The sequence below is a fragment of the Falsiroseomonas bella genome (genome assembly GCF_003173615.1).
In the GTDB taxonomy this organism is placed as follows: domain Bacteria; phylum Pseudomonadota; class Alphaproteobacteria; order Acetobacterales; family Acetobacteraceae; genus Falsiroseomonas; species Falsiroseomonas bella.
In genome coordinates this window covers 281,987-300,673 of the sequence record NZ_QGNA01000003.1, presented here as the reverse complement: position 1 = coordinate 300,673, position 18,687 = coordinate 281,987, and the positions used below count along the sequence as shown (strand labels likewise).

The 18,687-nt window shown below is 71.4% G+C and carries 21 protein-coding genes; 15 read left to right on the top strand and 6 right to left on the bottom strand.

Features of this window, described 5'->3' with window-relative positions:
• Window positions 1-4 precede the first annotated feature (4 nt).
• From DFH01_RS14000 to DFH01_RS13985, 4 genes are all read left to right on the top strand, one after another.
• A complete protein-coding gene (locus tag DFH01_RS14000) occupies window positions 5-190 on the top strand; it encodes a hypothetical protein (RefSeq protein ID WP_109871082.1) in 186 nt (61 codons plus the stop codon).
• Window positions 191-339: 149 nt separating this feature from the next.
• Window positions 340-1,020: a PEP-CTERM sorting domain-containing protein gene (locus DFH01_RS13995; protein ID WP_158287760.1), complete on the top strand. Its 681-nt coding sequence runs from the start codon at window positions 340-342 to the stop codon at window positions 1,018-1,020.
• A gap of 142 nt (window positions 1,021-1,162) precedes the next feature.
• Complete coding sequence (ilvD, locus tag DFH01_RS13990; RefSeq protein ID WP_109871080.1) at window positions 1,163-2,881, top strand: dihydroxy-acid dehydratase; 1,719 nt, start codon at window positions 1,163-1,165, stop codon at window positions 2,879-2,881.
• A gap of 144 nt (window positions 2,882-3,025) precedes the next feature.
• Window positions 3,026-3,310, top strand: coding sequence for a hypothetical protein (locus DFH01_RS13985; RefSeq protein WP_146217060.1), 285 nt, complete (start codon window positions 3,026-3,028; stop codon window positions 3,308-3,310).
• A 10-nt stretch (window positions 3,311-3,320) separates the two neighbouring features.
• Here the strand turns inward: DFH01_RS13985 and DFH01_RS13980 are convergent, their stop codons facing one another.
• Both DFH01_RS13980 and DFH01_RS13975 read right to left on the bottom strand, forming a co-directional pair.
• Window positions 3,321-4,091 carry an exodeoxyribonuclease III gene (locus DFH01_RS13980; protein ID WP_109871078.1) on the bottom strand — a complete coding sequence of 257 codons (771 nt, stop codon included), beginning with the start codon at window positions 4,089-4,091 and terminating at the stop codon, window positions 3,321-3,323.
• Between the two features lie 55 nt (window positions 4,092-4,146).
• Window positions 4,147-4,506, bottom strand: coding sequence for a HesB/IscA family protein (locus DFH01_RS13975; protein WP_109871077.1), 360 nt, complete (start codon window positions 4,504-4,506; stop codon window positions 4,147-4,149).
• A gap of 102 nt (window positions 4,507-4,608) precedes the next feature.
• Here DFH01_RS13975 and DFH01_RS13970 point away from each other — a divergent pair, with 102 nt between their 5' ends.
• A complete protein-coding gene (locus DFH01_RS13970; protein ID WP_109871621.1) occupies window positions 4,609-5,778 on the top strand; it encodes a deoxyguanosinetriphosphate triphosphohydrolase in 1,170 nt (389 codons plus the stop codon).
• A gap of 31 nt (window positions 5,779-5,809) precedes the next feature.
• Here the strand turns inward: DFH01_RS13970 and DFH01_RS13965 are convergent, their stop codons facing one another.
• From DFH01_RS13965 to DFH01_RS13950, 4 genes are all read right to left on the bottom strand, one after another.
• Window positions 5,810-6,778: a Bug family tripartite tricarboxylate transporter substrate binding protein gene (locus DFH01_RS13965; protein WP_109871076.1), complete on the bottom strand. Its 969-nt coding sequence runs from the start codon at window positions 6,776-6,778 to the stop codon at window positions 5,810-5,812.
• A gap of 68 nt (window positions 6,779-6,846) precedes the next feature.
• Entirely contained in the window at window positions 6,847-8,451 is a 1,605-nt protein-coding gene (locus DFH01_RS13960) for a benzoate-CoA ligase family protein (protein WP_109871075.1), read from the bottom strand.
• Window positions 8,448-9,578: an FAD-dependent monooxygenase gene (locus tag DFH01_RS13955; protein WP_109871074.1), complete on the bottom strand. Its 1,131-nt coding sequence runs from the start codon at window positions 9,576-9,578 to the stop codon at window positions 8,448-8,450. The genes DFH01_RS13960 and DFH01_RS13955 overlap by 4 nt, the downstream gene beginning before the upstream one ends.
• Before the next feature lie 39 nt (window positions 9,579-9,617).
• A complete protein-coding gene (locus DFH01_RS13950) occupies window positions 9,618-9,809 on the bottom strand; it encodes a hypothetical protein (protein WP_109871073.1) in 192 nt (63 codons plus the stop codon).
• Between the two features lie 82 nt (window positions 9,810-9,891).
• Here DFH01_RS13950 and argS point away from each other — a divergent pair, with 82 nt between their 5' ends.
• The 10 genes from argS (at window position 9,892) to DFH01_RS13900 (ending at window position 18,639) form a co-directional block, all read left to right on the top strand.
• The gene (gene argS, locus DFH01_RS13945; RefSeq protein ID WP_109871072.1) at window positions 9,892-11,673 is read left to right on the top strand and encodes an arginine--tRNA ligase; all 1,782 of its coding nucleotides are present in this window, start codon (window positions 9,892-9,894) and stop codon (window positions 11,671-11,673) included.
• 2 nt (window positions 11,674-11,675) lie between these two features.
• A complete protein-coding gene (locus DFH01_RS13940; protein ID WP_158287759.1) occupies window positions 11,676-12,386 on the top strand; it encodes an SPOR domain-containing protein in 711 nt (236 codons plus the stop codon).
• Between the two features lie 4 nt (window positions 12,387-12,390).
• Window positions 12,391-13,350, top strand: coding sequence for a beta-N-acetylhexosaminidase (nagZ, locus tag DFH01_RS13935; RefSeq protein ID WP_109871070.1), 960 nt, complete (start codon window positions 12,391-12,393; stop codon window positions 13,348-13,350).
• 2 nt (window positions 13,351-13,352) lie between these two features.
• Entirely contained in the window at window positions 13,353-14,045 is a 693-nt protein-coding gene (locus DFH01_RS13930) for a site-2 protease family protein (RefSeq protein ID WP_109871069.1), read from the top strand.
• Between the two features lie 11 nt (window positions 14,046-14,056).
• Window positions 14,057-14,893 (top strand): segregation and condensation protein A, encoded by an 837-nt coding sequence (locus tag DFH01_RS13925; protein WP_233256109.1) that lies wholly within the window; start codon window positions 14,057-14,059, stop codon window positions 14,891-14,893.
• Window positions 14,877-15,557, top strand: coding sequence for an SMC-Scp complex subunit ScpB (scpB, locus tag DFH01_RS13920; protein ID WP_109871068.1), 681 nt, complete (start codon window positions 14,877-14,879; stop codon window positions 15,555-15,557). The genes DFH01_RS13925 and scpB overlap by 17 nt, the downstream gene beginning before the upstream one ends.
• Before the next feature lie 97 nt (window positions 15,558-15,654).
• Window positions 15,655-16,761: an ABC transporter ATP-binding protein gene (locus DFH01_RS13915; protein WP_109871067.1), complete on the top strand. Its 1,107-nt coding sequence runs from the start codon at window positions 15,655-15,657 to the stop codon at window positions 16,759-16,761.
• A 103-nt stretch (window positions 16,762-16,864) separates the two neighbouring features.
• Window positions 16,865-17,404: a Sec-independent protein translocase protein TatB gene (gene tatB, locus DFH01_RS13910; RefSeq protein ID WP_158287758.1), complete on the top strand. Its 540-nt coding sequence runs from the start codon at window positions 16,865-16,867 to the stop codon at window positions 17,402-17,404.
• Window positions 17,405-17,422: 18 nt separating this feature from the next.
• Window positions 17,423-18,211, top strand: coding sequence for a twin-arginine translocase subunit TatC (gene tatC, locus DFH01_RS13905; protein WP_233256108.1), 789 nt, complete (start codon window positions 17,423-17,425; stop codon window positions 18,209-18,211).
• Window positions 18,208-18,639, top strand: a complete 432-nt coding sequence (locus DFH01_RS13900; protein WP_109871065.1) for a hypothetical protein — start codon at window positions 18,208-18,210, stop codon at window positions 18,637-18,639. The genes tatC and DFH01_RS13900 overlap by 4 nt, the downstream gene beginning before the upstream one ends.
• Window positions 18,640-18,687: the final 48 nt, after the last annotated feature.

Sequence of the window (18,687 nt, the reverse complement as noted above, 5' to 3'; positions counted from 1 at the left end):
GGCTATGGACGCCGGCACGATCAAGCTGCTGGTGGCAATCGTGCTGTTCTCGGTGCCCGTGATCTTCTGCGCCGAGATGCTGCCGAAGCGCGAGATCGCCGGGCGCCGCCTGACGCGGCCGCAGGCCCAGTCGGTCGGTGCCGTCATCGGGCTGGTGGTGGGGATCGGGTTCCTGCTGGCCACGGGCTAGGCAAAGCTGCCGGCCGGACCCGAGATACTACATTAGTAATGTTGAGTGTTAGAGTCTTCCTCACTACTCTGTGACCGTGTCGGTTGCCTCTCTGGCTACCGGCAGAGGCGACGAGCATGGCGCATGCGCGCCATTGGGGAGGGCAAGGCGTGAGACGCCACTTCAAGATGCTGCCGGTCCTGGCCTTGGGCCTGGCGGCGGCGGCACCGGCTTGGGCCGGCTTCACCTTCGGCTACCAGCCGGGCAATTGCGGCGACTGCAACCAGTCGGTGAACTTCCACGGCGCCGGATCGGGCGTGAGCATCACCGGCAACACCAACCCTGCGCCGATCTACGACGTCGTCGTGCAGAGCCTGGAGGGCATCACCCTGCACGGTAGCGGCCAGGTGGTGGACACGGGCGTCGGCGGCACGGGCTTCAACTCCATCATCATCACGCCGGCGCTTCCCTATGCCTGGACGTATGTCGAGTTCATGCTGGACGCGACCGCGAAAACGCATGTCGGCGGCTCACTCACGCTCACCGTCACCGACGTGAACGGGCAGGCCGTATCCTCCACGGCGCTGAACTTCCCCTGGGAAGGCAATTCCGGCACCAACCAGCATTACTACGTCCAGGCCTCCGGCGGAGACGTGATCCGCAGCCTCACGATCAGCTACGTGGACACCGACTGCATCAGCCCGACGGCCGCGTGCAACCGCATCCACAGCATCGAGAACATCGACATCAAGTCCACTCGGATCGACGTCGTGCCGGAGCCGGCTGCGATGGTCCTCTTTGGCCTCGGCCTCGCCGGGCTCGGCCTCACGCGGCGCCGCCGCGCGGCCTGACGGGCAGGGTACAGCGGGCCAGCGGGGCGGCTCCTGCCGGGAGCCGCCCTTTTTTCGTGCCGGTGCAGTGCCCGGCCGCGCTTGCCCAGCCGCGCGTCGCGCGCGAAAAGGCGGTGCCAGATCGCCTCGGGAACGCAGATCCATGACCAAGTGGGACAAGTCCAAGCTGCCCAGCCGCCACACCACCGTGGGGCCGGAGCGCGCGCCGCATCGCAGCTACTACTACGCGATGGGCCTGACGAAGGAGGAGATCGAGCAGCCCTTCGTCGGCGTCGCCACCTGCTGGAACGAGGCCGCGCCCTGCAACATCGCCCTCTCGCGCCAGGCGCAGAGCGCCAAGAAGGGGGTGAAGGCCGCGGGTGCCACGCCGCGCGAATTCACCACCATCACCGTCACCGACGGCATCGCCATGGGCCACCAGTCCATGAAGTCGAGCCTCGCCAGCCGTGACCTGATCGCCGACAGCGTGGAGCTGACCATGCGCGGCCATTGCTATGACGCGCTGGTCGGCCTCGGCGGCTGCGACAAGACGCTGCCCGGGCTGATGATGGCGATGGTTCGCCTGAACGTGCCGAGCGTGTTCATGTATGGCGGCTCGATCATGCCGGGCAAGTTCCGCGGCAAGGACGTGACCGTGCTCGACGTGTTCGAGGCGGTGGGCCAGCACGCGGCGGGCAACATGTCCGATGAGGACCTGCTGGAGCTGGAGCAGCATGCCTGCCCCGGCGCGGGCGCCTGCGGCGGCCAGTTCACCGCCAACACCATGGCCTGCATCAGCGAGGTCATCGGGCTCGCGCTGCCCGGCTCCGCCGGCGCGCCGGCGCCCGACCAGAACCGCGACTACTGGGCCGAGAAGTCGGGTGAGGCGGTGGTGGAGCTTATCCGCCGCAACCTGCGCCCGCGCGACATCGTCACCAGGGACGCGCTGTTCAACGCCGCGGCCATCGTCGGTGCCACCGGCGGCTCCACCAATGCCGGCCTGCACCTGCCGGCCATCGCGCATGAGGCGGGCATCAAGTTCGACCTGCACGACGTGGCGGAGATCATGCGCGCCACGCCGCACATCGCCGACCTGAAGCCGGGCGGGAAGTATGTCGCGCTCGACGTGTTCAACGTCGGCGGCGTGCCGGTGATCATCAAGGCGCTGCTGGATGGCGGCTATCTCCGCGGCGATGCGATGACCGTCACCGGCAAGACGCTGGCCGAGAACCACCGCGAGGTGATCATCCCGAAGGACCAGGACGTGGTCCGCCCAACCTCCGACCCGGTCAGCCCGATCGGCGGCGTGGTCTCGCTCAAGGGCACGCTGGCGCCGGAAGGGGCCATCGTGAAGATCGCTGGCATGAAGACGCTGCGCTTCGAGGGCACGGCGCTCTGCTTCGACTGCGAGGAGGATGCCTTCAAGGCGGTGGAGATGCGCGCCTACAAGCCCGGCGACGTGATCATCATCCGCTACGAAGGCCCGAAGGGCGGCCCCGGCATGCGGGAGATGCTCTCCACCACCAGCGCGATCTACGGCCAGGGCATGGGCGACAAGGTCGCGCTGATCACCGATGGCCGCTTCTCCGGCGCGACTCGCGGCTTCTGCATCGGCCATGTCGGGCCCGAGGCCGCGGTGGGTGGGCCGATCGCGCTGATCGAGAACGGCGACCGCATCATCATCGACGCCGACAAGGGCACCATCGACCTGATGGTCGAGGAAGCGGTGCTGGCCAAGCGCCGCGCCGCCTGGAAGCCGCGCAAGACCGACTACAGCTCCGGCGCGCTCTGGAAGTATGCCCAGCTCGTCGGCCCGGCGCTGAACGGCGCGGTGACCCATCCGGGTGCCGCCGAGGAGAGCCACGTCTACGCCGATCAATGACGCGTGAGGGGCGGTGCCGCGCCACGGTGCCGCCCCGAACGCCCCGGTTCCGCCGCCGCGCCGCCCGACCTCCGGCATCCGCGGCGCGTTGTATGGGGATCGCGGCGGCTACGCCCCCAACCGGCCGCCGCGCCGGAGAGCCCCATGCCACGGTTGCGCCTGTTCGGCCTGCTGGCGTCAGCGTTCCTGCTGTCGGGCTGCGTCATCGCGGCCGAGACCGGGCCGGTCTATGGCTACGGCTACGGCTATCCGCGCCCCTACTACGCGCCCGCGCCCGTCTATCGGCCGCCGGTGATCTATCGCCCGGCGCCGGTCTACCGCCCGTACTACGGCCCCGCCTACCGTCCTTATGCCTATGGCCCGCCGCGTCGCGCCGGCCGGCCGCCGGGTTGGGGCCGACCCCACCGGCGCGATTACCGCCGCTGGTAGCGGCGCGGCGCTATGCCGCCAGTTCGACCAGCACGGGCGTGTGGTCGGAGGGGCTTTCCTCGCTGCGCGGCGCGACGTCCACCTCGGCGCCCGTCAGCCGCTCCGCGAGTTCCGGGCTCAGCAGTGCGTGGTCGATGCGAAGCCCCACATTCGCATCGAAATTCGCGCCGTAATCCCAGTAGGTGTAGAGCCGATCGCCCGGATGCAGCGCCCGCACCGCATCCGTCAGACCGAGATGCTCCAGCGCCCGCCAGGCCGCGCGCGTCTCCGGCCGCACGAGGGCGTCGGTCGGCGGCAGGGCGCGGGGTGCCAGGTCCAGCTCGGTCGGGCAGACATTGAAGTCGCCGAGGATGGCGAAGGGCAGGAAGGCATCCAGCCGTGCCTTCGCCACCTCCCGCAGCCGCGCCATCCAGGCAAGCTTGTAACCGAAACCCTCGTCGCCGCCGGAATTGCCGTTCGGCAGGTAGATGCCCGCCACCCGCATCCCCGCGGCCGAAACCTCGATGTAGCGGGCCTGGGTGTCGGCGTCGTCGCCGGGCAGCGCCTCAGACACCACCTCGAAGGGGATGCGGCCGAGCACCGCGACGCCGTTGCGCCCGCCGGACTGGCCCACTGCATGCAGGCGGTAGCCGCTGCCCTCGAATTCCAGCCCCGGGCATTCCTCGGTCTTGCACTTCAGCTCCTGCAGGAAGAGCAGGTCCGGCTGCTTGCGATCGAGGAATCGCCGCACATGCCCGGCGCGGCGGCGGATCGAGTTCACGTTGAAGGTCGCGAGGCGCATGCGCCGGACACTGCCCGCGGCCGGGCGGCTCGTCGAGAGCGGCGGTCCGGGAAGATCACCCGACCGAGAAGGACGTCCCGCAGCCGCAAGCGCTGACCGCCTGCGGGTTCTTCACCGCGAAATGCGCGCCGATCAGCGCCTCGGCCCAGTCGAGCTCGGCGCCGGCGAGCAGCTCCAGGCTGACCGGGTCCACGAAGACCCGGCCCTCGCCCTCCTCGACCACGAGGTCGTCAGGCGCCGGCGCATCCTCCAGCCCGAAGCGGTACTGGAAGCCGGAGCAGCCGCCGGCATCCACCGCCAGGCGCAGCCCGGCGCCGGGCTTGCCCTCGCGGGCGGCGATCTCGGCCACCTGCGCGGCGGCGCGCGGCGTCACGCGGAACGGGGCGAGGGGGGCTTCGGTGGTGGCGAGGTCCATGGCGTCCAAGACTCCTTGATCAGGAAGATAGGGCGGCAGGAGCCCGCTTTCCAACCGCCACGCCCGTTGCCGCCGCCGCCGCCGCAATGCTACGCGCCGGGGATGGACCAACAGCGCCTGGCGGACGGGCTGGCCCCCTGGGCGGTGCGCGCGGCCGAATCGCGCGGCCGCCTGCATCCGGAAGCGGCGGGCGGGGTACGCTCGCCCTTCCAGCGCGACCGCGACCGCATCATCCACTCCACCGCCTTCCGGCGGCTGCAGTACAAGACGCAGGTCTTCGTCTATCACGAGGGCGACCATTTTCGGACGCGCCTGACCCATTCGATCGAAGTGGCGCAGATCGCCCGCTCCATCGCGCGCGAGCTCGCGCTGGACGAGGACCTGGCGGAGGCGCTGGCGCTGGCGCATGACCTTGGCCACCCGCCCTTCGGCCATGGCGGGGAGGATGCGCTCGACGCGATGATGAAGCCCTATGGCGGCTTCGACCACAACGCGCAGTCGCTGAAGGCCGTGACGCTGCTGGAGACGCGCTATGCCGGCTTCGACGGGCTGAACCTCACCTGGGAGACGCTGGAGGGGCTGGCCAAGCACAACGGCCCGCTGCGCCGCCCGCCGCCCTACATCGCCGAATACGACCGGCGCCACCCGCTGGACCTGACGATGCATGCCAGCGCGGAGGCGCAGGTCGCCGCCATCGCCGACGACATCGCCTACAACAACCACGACCTGGATGACGGCGTGCGCGCCGGCCTGTTCACGCTGGAGGAAGCCGCCGCGCTGCCGCTGGTCGGCGAGGCGTGGGAGGCGGCGAAGCGCGACAACGCCACGCTCCCCGGCGACCGCGCGATCAGCGAGACGGTGCGCCGCGTGATCAACGCCATGGTGAATGACGTGGTGGCGGAGGCGCGCCGGCGCATCGCCGCGCTGGGACCGCGCGTCGCCGACGACATCCGCGCCGCGGACCGCCCGGTGGTCGCCTTCTCCGACGGGATGATGGAAGCGAACAACGAGTTGCGCGCGTTCCTCTTTGCGCGGATGTACCGCCACTGGCGGGTCAACCGCACGACGCAGAAATGCAAGCGTGCGCTGCAGATGCTGTTCACCCTGCTGCATGGCGAGCCGCGCCAGCTGCCGCCCTGGTGGCACGCCAAGGCCGGCGAGGCGGGTTCGCGCGAGGCCGCCGCGGCGGTCTGCGACTACCTTGCCGGCATGACCGACCGCTACGCGCTCGAGGAGCACAAGCGGCTGACGGATCCGACCGTGCCGGGCTGAGCGGGCGCTCGCGGCGCCCACCCGCCGCCTGCTACTCCGCCCGGATGTTCGCCGCGCGCACCACCTCGCGCCAGCGCGCGATCTCGGCTTCCTGGAAGGCGCGATACTCGGCCGGGCTGTTGCCGACCACGTCGAACCCGATGGCGTTGAGGCGCTGCACGTTCTCGGGGTGCTTCAGCGCCTCCACCACGGCGGCATGCACGCGCGCCTGAAGGGCCGGCGCCATGCCACCTGGCGCCATCACCGCCTGCCAGGAGGTCACGACGAAATCCGGAAGCCCCTGCTCGATCGCGGTCGGCACATCCGGCAGCAGCCGGTTGCGCTCGGCCGAGGTCACCGCGATGGCGCGCAGCCGGCCGCCCTGGATGTGTCCCGCCACGGTGCCGAGGTTCTGGAAGCTGAGCTGGACATTGCCGGCGATCAGGTCCGTCGCCGCCGCGGCGCCGCCCTGATAGGGCACATGCTCGGGGTCGGTGGCCGTGCGCTGCTTGAACAATTCCATCGTCAGGTGGTCGGAGGAACCGACGCCCGAGGTGGAGTAGCTGGTCTTGCCGCGGTTCTGCTTCAGCCAGTCGATCAGCTCCGCCATCGTCCGGACCGGGACCTTCTCGGCGTTCACCACCAGGACGTTGGGCGTGGTGACGGCGAGCGTGATCGGCGTCAGTTCCCGGATCGGGTCGTAGCCGAGGTTCGGCCGCAGCGCGGTGTTGATGGCGAAGACGCCGATCGAGCCGACGAACAGCGTGTGGCCGTCCGGGGCGGCGCGGACCACGGTGCGCGCGGCGACCTCGCCATTTGCGCCGGGGCGGTTCTCCGCCACCACCGGCTGGCCGATGTTCATCCGCATGGCGATGGCGCGCGCGGTGATGTCGGACGGGCCGCCGGCGACGAACGGCACCACCACGGTCACCGGGCGGGACGGCCAGTCAGCCTGGGCGCGGGCGGCGGCGGGCAGCAGCGGCGCGGCGGCGAGCGCGCCCATAAGGGTGCGACGATACATTGGTGTTTCCTCCCGAATGATGGTCGGCAGCATGCCGCGTCCGGCGCGGCGCCGGAAGGGCGCGGAGATCAGCCACGAGCTTTCAAGGCCACGCGGTCGATCTTCCCCGTGCCCGTCTTCGGCAACTCCGCCACGAGTTCCACCACGCGCGGATATTTGTAGGGCAGCAGCGCCCTTTTCGCGTGGTCCTGCAGTGCCGCGGGCAGGGTGATCGGGTCGGCCTCTTCCTTCGCCACCACCCATGCTTTCAGCGTCATCCGCCGGTCCGGCAGCTCCAACGCCAGCACCGCGACCTCCTTCACCGCCGGGTGGTTGGCGAGGCAGAGCTCCACCTCCATCGGGTGCACCCACTGCCCCGAAACCTTCACCAGGTCGTCGGCGCGGCCGCGGAAGTAGTGGAAGCCCTCGGCATCACACAGGAAGCGGTCGCCGGTGTAGATCCAGCCGCCCTCGCGCATCGTCTCGGCCGTCTTGTCGGGGCGGTTCCAGTAGCCCGGCGCGTTGGAATGGCCGCGCACCCACAGGATGCCTTCCTGGCCGTCGCCGACCTCGCGCCCGTCGGGATCGCGCAGCACCACCTCGTAGCCCGGCACGCGGCGGCCGGCGGCGCCGGGGCGATGCCCCTCGGGCGCGTTTGAGAGGTAGATGTGCAGCACCTCCGTGCTGCCGAGCCCCTCGATGATGTCGAGCCCGGTTCGCCGCTTCCACAGCGCCGCGACCTCCTCCGACAGCACCTCGGCCGCCGAGATGCAGAGGCGCAGGGAGCGCGTGTCCGCATGTTCCGCTTCGGGCGCGTGGCATAGCGCGGTGTAGAGCGTGGGCAGCCCGAAGAAGACAGTCGGTCGATGTTTTCCGATCGCGGCGAAGACGCGCGCCGGATCGGGCCGGCCGGCCAGCAGAACGGAGGACGCGCCGGCGGCGAACGGAAAGCTCAGGCTGTTCCCGAGGCCGTAGGCGAAGAAGATCTTGGGCACCGAGAAGCAGATGTCGTCCGGCGTGAGCTTCAGGATGCGGTCGGCATAGCTCGCCACCGTGTAGGCGATATCGTGCTGGAGATGGACGATCCCCTTCGGCCGGCCGGTGGAGCCGGAGGAGTAGAGCCAGAAGGCCATGTCGTCGCGATGCGTGTCCGCGGCATCCAGCTGGTCGGGATGCGGCGCGGAGAAGGCCTCGAGGGTGGTGACCGCGACACGGTCCGAGGCCGCCTCGCCACTGGCGATGATGACATGGGCGAGGTTGGTGCCGGCGGTCGCCTGTTCCGACAGCGCCTGATCCGCCAGCGCGCCCTCGATCACTGCGACGCGCGCCTCGGTGTGCGCCAGATAGAAGTTCAGCAGCTCGGGCGGCGTCAGAGTGTTGATGCAGACCGGGACGAGGCCCGCCCGGATCGCGCCGAAAAAGGCGATGGGCATGGCCGGCGTGTCGTCCAGCAGCAGCAGCACGCGCTCCGACCGCCTCAGCCCGAGCGCCAGCAGCCCGTGCCCGAAGCGCGATGCGGCGGCGCAGAGCGCGGCATAGCTCAGCGCGCCGCCATCGTGGTGGATCGCCGGCCGCGCGCCGTTGCCGCGCGCGAGATTGTCGAACAGCACCGACGCCGCGTTGAACCGCTCCGGCACACGGAAGGAAATCTCGCGCGCGCCGGGCGCGTCGTCGGGGCAGGTGTCGCGGATCATGCGGTGAGCTCCGGGCGTTCCGCGCGCACCCGCGCGACGAAGGCGGGCGCGATGCGCGCCAGGCGATCCAGGTCCACCCGGCCCGAGCGCTGGATATAGGACAGCGCGAAGTCGATGGGCGCGAGCCGCATGTGCTCAGCGAAATCCTCGTACCAGGCCGCCGAGGCATCCGCCGCGGCCGTCAGCGTCTCGACGATCGGGCGCCGCGCGGCCTCGAAGGCGGCGAGCGCGGCGGGCACGTCGCCCCATTGCGCATCCAGCGCCTTGGCCAGCGCGATCGCATCCTCGAAGGCCAGCCGCGTGCCGGAGCCGATGGAGAAATGCGCGGTGCGGAGCGCGTCCCCGATCAGCACCGTCCGCCCGTCATGCCAGCGCGCATTGCGCAGCACCGGGAAGCGCCGCCAGACGGAGCGGTTGGAGACCAGCGGATGCCCCGCCAGTTCCGGCGCGAAGATTTCTTCGAGCGTGGCGCGCGTCGCCTCGGCGTCCATGCTCGCGAAGCCGGCCTGCTCGAAGGTCGCCGCGTCGCATTCGACGATGAAGGTGCTCATCCCCGGCGCGTAGCGGTAGTGATGCGCGTTGAACGCGCCGAGTGCCGTCCGCCGGAAGGTCTGGGTCAGCGTGTCGAAGCGCCGCGTCGTGCCGAACCAGGCGAAGCGGTTGGTCAGCTCGCGGATCTCCGTGCCGAAATCGCCCGCGGCACGCAGGGCGGAATTCACCCCGTCGGCCGCGACCACGAGGTCGTAGCCCGCAAGCTCCGCCGGCCCGATCCGCGTGCCGAATGCGGGCGCGACGCCGAGCGCGCGGACCCGCTCCGTCAGCAGCCGCAACAGATCGAGCCGCGGGACGGCGGTGAAGCCGATGCCGTCGATGACGACCTGCCCGTCGGGGTGGTTCAGCGTGATGGCCTGCCAGGATTCCAGCCGCGCCGTCAGCGCCGCATGCAGCCCGGGATCGTCGATGGCGAGGAAATCCAGCGCCCGGTCGGAGAACACGACGCCGAAGCCGAAGGTCGCACCCTCCGGGTTCTGCTCGAAGACGCGGATTTCCGCCGCCGGCCGGCGGGCGCGGAGCAGCGCCGCCAGATGCAGCCCGGCCGGCCCGGCGCCGGCGATGGCGATGCGCATGGGTGGCTCCCTGGCGCTGGTTCGAGGGCTGCTGCTGCCCTACCGGCCGCAGCAGCCCCCGCCGCGCGGGCCTTCGCCACCCTGGCGGCGCAGGAAGGTCGGGATGTCGAGGCCCAGTTCCTCGGCCTGCTGGTCGCGCTTCGCGCCGCGCGGCCAGGGACAGTCCGCGCAGGGCCGCAGTCGCTGGGCGGGTGGGCAGTCGCAACGCTCCTTTACGATCGCGTCTTTCATGGCGCGTCCTCCCTCGCCGGGCAGGATAGCGGCGCGGCGCCGGGCATGGCGACACCCTGGCGCCTGGGCTAAACCGCGCGCCATGACGCACGACATCTTCGCCGCCATGCGCGCCCGCACCGTGGCGGCGCTGCGCGAGATCCTGCCGGACCTGCCCGAGGAGGCCTTCGCCAAGGTCCAGACCGAGCCGCCGCGCGACCCGAGCCATGGCGACATGGCGACCAACGGCGCGATGGTCGTGGCCAAGCTCGCCCGGGTCGCCCCGCCCAAACTGGCCGCCGACCTCGCCGCGCGGCTCGCCGCCCTGCCGGAAGTGGCGGAGGCCGCGCCGGCCGGCCCCGGCTTCGTCAACCTCCGCCTGCGGGAGGAGCATCTGCGTGCCCTGGTCCCCGCCATCCTCGCCACCGGCGAGTCCTTCGGCGACAGCCGGATGGGGCAGGGGGTGCGGGTGGACGTGGAATACGTCTCCGCCAACCCGACCGGGCCGATGCATGTCGGCCATTGCCGCGGCGCCGTGGTGGGCGATGCGCTCGCCGCGCTGCTGGCCAAGGCCGGCTACGACGTGACGCGCGAATACTACATCAACGACGCCGGCGCGCAGGTGCTGGCGCTCGCCTATGCCGCCTACTGGCGCTACCTGCAGGCGCTCGGCACGACGATGACGGAGGAGCACTACGCCCAGTCCGTCCCCGGCGGGCTCCAGTATCGCGGCGAATACCTCATCCCCGTCGGCGCCGCGCTGAAGGAGCGCCACGGCGACGCGCTGGCCGCGCCGGACGGGATCTATGGCTACGCCGCCGCCGGCCCCGATCTCTGGCTCGACATCGTCCGCGACACCACCGTCCACCTGATGATGGACGCGATCCGCGAGGATCTCCGCGCCCTCGGCGTCAACCAGGAGGTCTTCATCAGCGAGCGCGCCGTGGTCGAGGCCGGCAAGCTCGAGCAGGCCGAGGCGCTGCTGGCGGAGAAAGGCCTGATCTATCGCGGCATCCTCGAGCCCCCCAAGGGCAAGACGCCGGAGGATTGGGAGCCGCGCGAGCAGACCCTGTTCCGCGCGACCCAGTTCGGCGACGACGTGGACAGGCCGCTGCGCAAGTCGGACGGCTCCGGCACCTATTTCGCCAACGATGTCGCCAACCACCTGCACAAGATCGAGCGCGGCTTCGCCGAGCTCGTGCATGTCTGGGGCGCGGACCATGGCGGCTACGTCAAGCGCATGAAGGCCGCCGTCGGCGCGCTGTCCGACAACCGGGTCACGCTCGACGTGGTGCTGACCCAGATCGTGCATGTGATGAAGGGCGGCCAGCCGGTGCGCATGTCGAAGCGCGCGGGCACATACGTCACCCTGCGCGACCTGATCGAGGAGGTCGGCAAGGACGCCGTCCGCTTCACCATGCTGACGCGCAAGGCCGATGCGCAGATGGAATTCGACCTCGACAAGGTGGTGGAGCAGTCGCGCGACAACCCGGTCTTCTATGTGCAGTATGCGCATGCACGGTGCCGCAGCGTGCTGCGCCAGGCCGGCGATCCGGCCTCGGCGGACCTCGCCGCGGCGCCCCTCGATGCGCTGTCCGACCCGGCCGAGATGGCGCTGATCCGGCGCATGGCCGCCTGGCCGCGCACCGTGGAGGCTGCTGCCGCGGCGCGGGAGCCTCACCGAATCGCGTTTTTCCTCCAAGACTTGGCCGCCGATTTTCATGTATTGTGGAACAGGGGTCGGGATGACTCGACCCTGCGATTCATCCGGGCGGAGGAGCCGGAGGCGACACGGGCACGGCTTGCCCTCGTCTCCGCCACGGGGGTGGTGCTCCGCTCGGGCCTCGCGGTGATGGGGGTCGAACCGGTCGAGGAGATGCGATGACGATGGACGCGATGGTCCCGTCCTACCGCGTGCAGCGGGAGGCCTCAGGCGTTCCCTGGCGGATGCTCGCGATCGCCGGCGGGCTGCTGGCGGTGCTGGCCGTGGCGGCCGGCGGCTGGTGGGCGCTGCGCTCCTTCGGCCAGTCCGGGCCGGTGCCGGTGGTGGAGGCCGATCCGCGTCCCTTCAAGGTGAAGCCCGAGTATCGCGGCGGCCTCCGCGTGCCAAACCAGGACGAGCTGATCCTCGACCGTCCCTCCAACCGGGCGCAGCTCGCCACGCCGCGGAACGCGGTCATGATGCCGGAGGCCGAGGCACCGAATATCGGCGGGCTCCGTGCCGCCGTGGCGCCCCCGGCGCCCGTCGTGCCGCCCGCGCCCGTCGCGGCGCCGGAGCCGGCGGCCCCTGCACCGGCCGAGGCTCAGGCCACGGCGCCCGCCGCCGAACCGCCGCCTGTCCGCACCGGCCGCGTGCAGGTTCAGCTCGGCGCGCTCAACTCGCCCGAGGCGGCGCGCGCCGAATGGGATCGCCTGTCGCGCCGCGCGCCGGAGCTGTTCGAGGGCCGCAGCCCCCAGATCCTCCGCCTCGAGCGCGGGGAGGGCCAGGCGCCGCTGTTCCGGCTGCGCACCGGCGGCCTGCCTGACCAGGACGCCGCCACCGAGTTCTGCCAGCAGATCCGCGCCCGCGGCGGCGCCTGCGTGCCGATCCGCGGCTGAGCGCATGACGCACACCCGCGCCGCCATCGTCGGCCTGTCCGGCACCGCCCTGACGGCCGAGGAGGCGGCGCTGTTCCGGCGTCACCGCCCGCTCGGCGCCATCCTGTTCCGCCGCAATGTCGAGTCGCCGGCCCAGGTCGCCGCGCTTGCCGCGGCGCTGCGAGAGGAGCTGGGGGAGACGGCACCGATCCTGGTGGACCAGGAAGGCGGCCGCGTGGCGCGGCTGCGCCCGCCGCACTGGACCGCATTCCCGCCTCCCGCCAGCTTCGAGGGCAGGCCGGAGGCGGCGGCGGAGGCGAATGCCGCGCTGCTCGGCGCCGAAAGCGCCGCGGTCGGGCTCGACGTGGTCTGCGCCCCCTGCCTCGACCTGCGCCTGCCCGGCGCGCATGACGTGATCGGCGACCGCGCCTTCTCCGACCGGCCGGAGGAGGTCGCGCGCCTCGGCGCCGCCTGGGTGCGCGGCCTGCATGCCGCCGGCTGCATCCCGGTGATCAAGCACATCCCCGGCCATGGTCGGGCGCTGGTGGACAGCCATGAGAGCCTGCCCCGCGTGACCGCCTCCACCGCCGAGCTCGCGGCAGACATTGCGCCCTTCCGCGACCTCGCCGCCTCCGGCGCCTGGGCGATGACGGCGCATATCGTCTACGAGGCCTGGGACGCCGAGCGCCCCGCCACCCTTTCGCCCCGAATCGTGGCGGAGGTGATCCGCGGCGCGATCGGCTTCGACGGCGTGCTGGTCTCGGACGACCTGGCGATGGGCGCGATGCGCGGCCTGTCGAACGACCTGGCGGGCGCGGCCATCGCGGCGGGCTGCGACCTGGTGCTGCATTGCACCGGCGTCCTGGCCGAGACGGAGGCGCTGCTCGGCGCCTGCCCGCCGCTTTCCGATGATGGCGCGCGCCGCCTGGCGGCGGCCCGGGCCGCCATGCTGCGGGGGCGCCGGCCGCTGCAGGCGGTCGCCTGAACATGTCCTGGCTCGCGGAGGTTTCCGCGGTCGCGCTCGCGGCCATCCTCGCGATCACCCTGCATGAGGCGGCGCATGGCTATGCCGCGAAATGGCTGGGCGACGACACCGCGGCCCGGCTCGGCCGGCTTTCGCTGAACCCGCTGCGGCATGTGGACCCGACCGGCACGCTGATCGTGCCGGGCCTGCTGCTGGCCACGCAGATGCTGACCATCGGCCGCGTGGAGGCGATGTTCGGCTGGGCGAAGCCGGTGCCCGTGGACATCTGGCGCCTGCGAAACCCCCGCTGGGGCATGGTGATGGTCGCCGCAGCGGGGCCGGCGATCAATTTCGCCCTTGCCTGGGGCTTCGGGATCGCTGCCCATGGGGTGGAGGCGATGGCCGATTCGCTGCCGGTCTCGGCAACGGAGTGGCTGCTGCGCTTCGTCGCGATCAGCATGCTGGTGAACGTCGTCCTGGCCTGTTTCAACCTCCTGCCGATCCCGCCCCTGGATGGGGGCCGCATCCTGGTCGGCGTCCTGCCGGCCCCGGCCGCGCGCGCCGTCGCCTCGCTGGAGCGGGCGGGGCTGTTCATCGTGCTCGGGCTGATCTTCGTGCTGCCGATGCTGGTGCCCGGGCTCGATCCGCTGGGCTGGCTGCTGCGCAACGTCGCGCTGCCGGTGCTGCGCTTCATCTTCATGCTCTCCGGCCACTGAGGGGGACCCGCATGACCGCCGCCGCCGCTGCCATGCCCGCCGTACCCGCCTTTCCCGCCCCGCTCGGCGCGGCCGGCGCGCCGGTGCTGCTGCTGCACCTCGATGGCTTCGAGGGGCCGCTCGACCTGCTGCTGGACCTCGCCCGCGCCCAGAAGGTGGATCTGGAGCGGATCTCGATCGTCGCGCTGGTGGACCAGTATCTTGCGGTGATCGAGCAGGCCCGCGGCCTCCGGCTGGAGATCCAGGCCGAATGGCTGGTGATGGCCGCCTGGCTCGCCTGGCTGAAGTCCCGCCTGCTTCTTCCGAAGGAGGAAGCCGCGGGCGAGGACCCCGAGGCGCTGGCCGGCCGCCTGACCGACCGCCTCGCCGAGCTCGAGCGCATGCGGGCCGGCGCCGCCTGGCTCGGCGTCAGGCCGCAGCTGTTCCGCGACCTGTTTCCGCGCGGCGCGCCGGAGGACCTGACGGTACAGGACCGCTCCGGCATCCGCGCCGACCTCTCGGCGCTGTGCCAAGCCTATGTCGCGGGGCGTCGCCGCGCCATCGCCAAGCGCCCCTACCGCCCGAAGCCCCGCCGGCTCTGGTCGGTGCAGGAGGCGATCACCCAGCTTTCCCGCGCACTCGGCGAGTTTCCCTCCTGGGCGGTGCTGCAGCGATTCCTGCCGGATGGGGAGGTCGGTGCCTCCCTCGACACGGTGGAACGGCGCGCGGCACTTGCCAGCACGCTCGTGGCGGGCTTGGAGATGGCCCGCGGCGGCGCGGTCGAGCTTCGCCAGGAGCGGGCCTTCGGCCCCATCATGCTCCGCCGCGCCGAGCGCGTGGAGGAGAACAAGGATGTCCGCGCCGCCTGAGGATGCGGCCCCGCCGGAAGATCCCCCGGCGGCAGCAGAGGAACCCGCGCCCCCCGCCCCCGCCACGCCCGAGGCGGTGCGGCTGGCCGAGGCGCTGCTCTTCGCCTCCGACCGCCCGGTGACGCCGCAGCGGCTGCAGCAGGTGCTGCCCGAGGGTCAGCTTGCCGCCACCGTGCTGGCGGCGCTGGGCGAGGCGTTGCAGGGCCGTGGCGTGGTGCTGGCCGAGGTCGCCGGCGGCTGGGCGCTGCGCACGGCGCCGGACCTCGCCCCGGCGCTGACCCGCGTGGTTGAGGTGCCGCGCCGCCTGCCGCGCGTGGCGATGGAGACGCTGGCCGTCATCGCCTGGCACCAGCCCGTGACTCGCGCCGAGGTCGAGGAGATCCGCGGCGCCGGCCTGTCCCAGGCGACGCTGGAGGCACTGCTGGAACATGGCCTGATCGCGCCGAAGGGCCACAAGGAGGTGCCCGGCCGCCCGACGCTCTGGGGCACCACGCCGCGCTTCCTGGAGCAGTTCGGCCTGACCTCCATCAAGGACCTTCCGAAGCGCGAGGAGCTGGTCAGCGCCGAGGCCGCGGCGCCGCTTCTGGCGGCTGCCGAGGAGAAGGCGGAGGAGGAGGCGGGCGAAGCTGCGCCGGAGGGCTCCGGGGAGGACGTAGGACGGTGACGCCGCCACCCCGGCCCTGTCCCGCACTGCGGGGGCGGGAGAAGGAGCCCTCCCCCGCGGTGCGGGGGAGGGTTGGGTGGGGGCCCGGCCTTCCCCCATGACAATATCCTTCGACTCGATCAGGCACGCCTATCCCGAGCGCGGCGAGGTGCTGCGCGGCCTGTCGCTGGCCGCGAAGCCCGGCGAGATCGTCTGCCTGCTCGGCCCCTCGGGCTGCGGCAAGACGACGCTGCTGCGCCTCGCGGCCGGCCTGGAGCCGCTGCAGGCCGGGCGGATCGCGCTCGGCGGCGAGACCATCGCCGAGCCGGGGCGCGAGGTGCCGCCCGAATCGCGCGGCGTCGGCTTCGTCTTCCAAGACTATGCGCTGTTCCCGCACCTGACGGTGGAGGACAACGTCGCCTTCGGCCTGCGCTTCGTCCCCCGCGGCCAGCGCAAGTGGCGCATCATGGATGCGCTCGCCCGCGTCGGGCTGGAAGCCTATGCGCAGTCCTGGCCGCACATGCTCTCGGGCGGGCAGCAGCAGCGCGTGGCCCTGGCCCGCGCCCTGGCGCCGCGCCCCGCCGTGCTGCTGCTGGATGAGGCCTTTGCCAGCCTCGATGCGCGGCTTCGGGAACAAGTGCGCGACGACACGCTGCACGTACTGCAGGAATCGGGCATCGCAACCCTGATCGTCACGCATGACGCGGAGGAGGCCATGTTCATGGCGGACCGCATTGCGCTGATGAACGAGGGCCGGATCGAGCAGCTCGGCACGCCGGCCGATCTCTATCTGGGCCCCGCCACGCGTTTCGTGGCCACCTTCCTCGGCGAGGTGAACCGGCTTCCCGCGCGCCTGCGCGACGGCAAGGTGGAGACGCCGATCGGCGCCATCGCGCTCGGCAACCGCCTGCCCGCGAGCGGCCTGCCGCGCGAGGAGGGCGCGCCGGTCGAGGTGCTGCTGCGGCCAGAGGGGCTGCGGGTGCTCGGCGCGCCCTCGCTGGAGCCGCCTGCGGCCGCCGCGGAAGGCGGCACGCTGGCCGAGGTGGAAGCCTGCCGCCTGCTCGGCGCCACCACCCTGGTGCATCTCGCGGTGCCGGATGGGCAGGGGGGGCTGCTGCATCTGCATGCCAGGCTGCCGCCGGGAACCTGGCTGCAGCGCGGGGAGCAGGTTTCGGTCGCGATGGATGCGGAGCGGGCCTTCGTATTCCCGGCCGAGGCTCCCTAAGTAGGGGTGACGCAAGCCGGCCGCATTGGCGGGGCGCGGCCTTCCTGCTAACGGGAACGCCCCGCCGTCCGGGGCGAGAAGCCGGATGCGGGGAAGGGGTGGCATGCTCGGTCTCGACTGGACGGAACTTGCGCTGATCGCGGTGGTCGCGGTGGTCGTCATCGGCCCGAAGGACCTGCCGGAGGCGGTGCGCGGGATCGCGAAGGGCATCCAGAAGCTGCGGCGCATGGCCGGCGAGTTCCAGGGCCAGCTCGACGAGGTGGTCCGCGAAGCCAAGCTCGAGGACGTGCGGAACCAAATCAACGAGATCCGCAACTTCGACTTCCGCGGCGCGGTCGAGCGCGAGATCGACAAGGACGGCTCGATCCGCAAGACCTTCAACGAGGACCCGATCGGCAACCCGCTGAAGGACGCCTTCGAGGATCGCCCCGCGCCCGCGCATGGCGCGGAGGTGACGCCGCCGCCCGCCCCCCCTGCCGCCGAAACAGCCAATCCCGCGCCGCCCTCGCCGCCGGCCGCACCCGCTTTCGTCCCGCCCGGCGTCGCCGCGGCGACACCCCCGCCGCCGCCCCTGCCCGCGGCCGCCCCGATCCAAGCACCCGCCGCCGCGCCGCCGCCCGCCGGCAGCGGCCCCGCGGCCTGAGACCCGAAGGCTTCCGCCGTGCCGCGCGATCCCGAAGATACGATCGACGACAAGCCCATGCCGTTGATCGAGCACCTCATGGAGCTGCGCACGCGGCTCATGTGGTCGATCGGCGCCTTCATCATCGCCTTCGCGATCTGCTACTATTTCTCGCGCCAGATCTACGGCTTCCTGGCCGCGCCGCTCGCCGACATCCTGGCCTCCCAGAGCGGGCAGGAGCGGCGGATGATCTTCACCGCGCTCTACGAGGCCTTCTTCACCTACCTGAAGGTCGCCTTCTTCGGCGCGGTGTTCTTCAGCTTCCCGATGTGGGCGACCCAGCTCTGGCTGTTCATCGCGCCGGGCCTCTACCGGAGCGAGAAGAAGGCAATCATGCCCTTCCTTGTCGCCTCGCCGTTCCTGTTCATCGCCGGCGCGGCGCTGGCCTACTACTTCATCTTTCCGCTGGCCTGGAAATTCTTCATCAGCTTCGAGACGCCGGCGGATGCCGGCACCGTCGCCATCCAGCTGGAGGCGAAGGTCAGCGAGTATCTCTCGCTGGTCATGCACATGATCCTGGCCTTCGGCATCGCCTTCCAGCTGCCGGTGCTGCTGACGCTGATGGCGAAGGTCGGCATCGTCAGCGTGGACGGTCTGAAGCGGGGCCGGCGCTACGCCATCGTCGGCATGTTCGTCGTCGCCGCCATCATCACGCCGCCCGACGTGATCAGTCAGATCGGCCTCGCCCTGCCGCTGATCCTTCTCTACGAGATCTCGATCCTCGCGGCGGGCTGGGTGGCGCCGAAGCCCGACAAGGACGCGACGTGACGCTGCCGCCCCGGCCGCATTCCGGTTTCGAGGAGGAGCAGCTTCCCCTCGGCGGCGACGCGGCCCAGGACGTCGCCTACGACCCCGCGCGCGACGAGATGGTGGAGATCGTGAACCTCTCGCAGAAGCGCACCGGAGTGCCCGGCACGATCTTCATCTCGACCCGGATGGCGGCGCACGGACCCCGGATCAAGTGGTGGCCCGGCAGTCCAGAGCGGAATGGGCCCTGCCCGGTGGTAACGTTGGGAGATCCACCACGCACCATCAACATGGGCCTTCCGCCGGCGGCAGCGCGCGCCAGTGAAGCCGAAGCGGTGGCCTGGGCAACGCTGAACCGCGGTGCGTTGCTCCGCTTCTGGCAGGATGGCGCGGTCTGGATGGAGGACGAGCTCAGGGCCTTTCTTGACGGCCTGCGGAAGCTTCCATAGCGAATCCCCGTGCCGCCCTGGGCGGCGCCCGACGCGACAGGTTTCACA